Source organism: Loktanella sp. DJP18, assembly GCF_049310965.1.
In the GTDB taxonomy this organism is placed as follows: Bacteria; Pseudomonadota; Alphaproteobacteria; order Rhodobacterales; family Rhodobacteraceae; genus Loktanella.
Genome location: NZ_JBMERN010000268.1, coordinates 1 through 2,349 on the forward strand (window position 1 = coordinate 1; position 2,349 = coordinate 2,349).

The 2,349-nt window shown below is 58.2% G+C and carries 3 protein-coding genes; 2 read left to right on the forward strand and 1 reads right to left on the reverse strand.

Annotation, left to right across the window (positions count from 1 at the left end):
- The first annotated feature begins 384 nt into the window (after window positions 1-384).
- Both ACOI1H_RS24970 and ACOI1H_RS24975 read left to right on the forward strand, forming a co-directional pair.
- The gene (locus tag ACOI1H_RS24970) at window positions 385-639 is read left to right on the forward strand and encodes an SPW repeat domain-containing protein (protein WP_422440967.1); all 255 of its coding nucleotides are present in this window, start codon (window positions 385-387) and stop codon (window positions 637-639) included.
- Window positions 640-735: 96 nt separating this feature from the next.
- Window positions 736-1,191: a DUF2243 domain-containing protein gene (locus ACOI1H_RS24975; RefSeq protein WP_422440968.1), complete on the forward strand. Its 456-nt coding sequence runs from the start codon at window positions 736-738 to the stop codon at window positions 1,189-1,191.
- A 163-nt stretch (window positions 1,192-1,354) separates the two neighbouring features.
- Here ACOI1H_RS24975 and ACOI1H_RS24980 read toward each other — a convergent pair whose 3' ends face one another.
- Window positions 1,355-2,164, reverse strand: a complete 810-nt coding sequence (locus tag ACOI1H_RS24980) for a site-specific integrase (RefSeq protein WP_422440970.1) — start codon at window positions 2,162-2,164, stop codon at window positions 1,355-1,357.
- Between the last annotated feature and the right edge of the window lie 185 nt (window positions 2,165-2,349).

Here is a 2,349-nt window from a genome sequence, read left to right on the forward strand (position 1 = left end):
ATGGAGAATGGCTGGGCTATGTGCAGCGCTTCGACAACCAGTCGCTGGCCAACCTCATGGACGCGGGACTCGCACTTCGAACCAGCGTGGACAGTATCCGGGCCGACCCGATGCGTCCCGGCGTGCGCATCGAAATCACACTGCCCCTTCCAGTGCCGCTGGCATGACGCACACGGTGCCAGGCAACGGGTTCGGTCAGCGGGCGAAGACGACGCAAGCCTCTTGCGCAACCTGCCGCAGACCAAGATGCCGTCAACAACGGAGACCGGAATGATCAACACTCGAACACACGGCATTATCGCCTATGTCACCGGCGCGCTTCTGATCGTCGCGCCATATCTGTTCGGATTCGCGACCGGAGGTGTCGAATAGTGGCTTCCGCAGGTGCTTGGCGTGATGACGATCGTAATGAGCCTTGTCACGAATTACGAACTGAGCGTCGCCAAGTTGCTTCAGCTGAAGGTGCATCTTGGCGTCGATATGGAGAGTGGCGTCCTGCTTGCCATCTCACCTTGGTTGTTCGGTTTCGCGCAGGTGATCTGGTGGCCGCATCTGCTGGTTGGTCTGATGGAGATCGTCGTGCCTCTCATGACCGACAAGACAGCCGGATCCGCGCGTGACAATGGCCGGATGAGCTGAAGACATCGTTGCAAAGCGACGGACATCGGACGTGGCGCCCATCGCCACCCCGACATCTGATGCCCTCGCCGGTATATCGGGACAAAGGCTGTGACCTTGGACAAAAAAAACATTCAAAGACGCTTTCCCCTCGCGGGCGGTATTTTTCTCGGTCTGGGGGTGGGCGGTTTCTTCGATGGAATCGTCCTCCATCAGATCCGGCAATGGCATCACATGGCCACCAGCGCCGGGTTGCCCGTCGACGGTGCGTCCCCGTCAGACGCTTTGGCGAACCTGAAGCTGAATAGCGTCCTCGACGGCCTCTTTCACGCGACGGCCTATATCTTCGTCCTCATCGGGCTGGTGTTGCTGTGGCGCGCGGCCCGCAAACCGCATGTCTATTGGTCGTCGCGATGCTTGACGGCCGCGCACTGCCGCTCCTCCGACACTGGCACAAACGAATTGTGCTACATGCCGTGGTCTGCTGGCAAAAAAAGAAACAACCTACCCAAATCAACAGGTGCAAAGACTAGACTAATTTACGCCAGACCCTGTCCAACTGATGGGGAGTAGTTCCCCCCGACATCCCGTGCGCGCCAGTCAGCGCTCCATCTCCCTGATCAGTTCCATCTGGCGTTCTGTCGTGACGGGCAGATAGGAATTGATCGTCGTTGCCACGTTGTCATGCCCAAGGTTCATCGACCAGGCCTTGAAAGCTTCAGGTGTCTGGCACAGGTCATTCCCTAGGTGAGTCAGTGTCTTGCGGAAGGCGTGAGGCGTGTACTGCGGCATCTGCACCGACGCAAACGCCCCCCTTGATGATCGCATTCAGCTTTGACGCGTTGGCGAAACCGGTGCGGGCAAGGCCCAGATTGGCGAAGCCCTGTCCCGGTACCACCCCAACCAGGGCCTTCGGGAACAACGCACCTTCCGGTCCGAGCAACTCCACATCGCGCAGATAGCTGACGTAAGCTGCGAAACAGTTGCGATAGGCCTGATCGACCGGAAAGAACTGGCACATGATCGTTTTGGCGGCCTTCGTCTTGACCTCGCGCGCGTCCTGAAAGACGTGACCCAGATCGACGTTGACGTGTTTCAGCTTCAACGATGCTACAGCGCCATCGCGCGCGCCCGTCAGCATGAAGAACGCAAACAGGGCCTTGTCGCGCTTCTGAAATGCCGTCTCGAACGGCATGGCCTGAAAGGCATGGGCGGCCTGCTGCATCGACGGATATGGGATTTCGCGCTGGGTATGCGCCACCCGACCCGCCTTGCGCGTGTTGTTGAAGTATTCGACATCGGCATACGTCAGCACTCGCTTGAACCCCGCGCGACTGACCAGCCAGTGAAAGAACCCTTTGACCAGCCGCAAGGTGGCATCGACCGTTGATATGCCCAGCAGCTTGCCTGTTTTGGCGTTGCGTTGCTTGTCCAGATAGACCTTGAAGTCTGCGGCCAGTTGGCGATGGAATTTCTTGAAAGGCTTGAACTTCGTGCTTTCCTCAAATCGCCGGATCGCGGCCCGCGCCTTGTCAATCGACGTCATCCTGCCCTTTCGCATGGCGCAGATAGGTGGCGTAGTCGTGTTTGATCCGCTCATTCTCTTCAACATATCGGGTCATGGGTTTTTCCTTGTTCTGCGGCGTCAGCGCCCCGGTTTGTCGCTATGATTTTGATCGGACTCTGTGGGGGTGCTGAAGTTATGGTTTACGCATGGGTTACGGGGGTTCT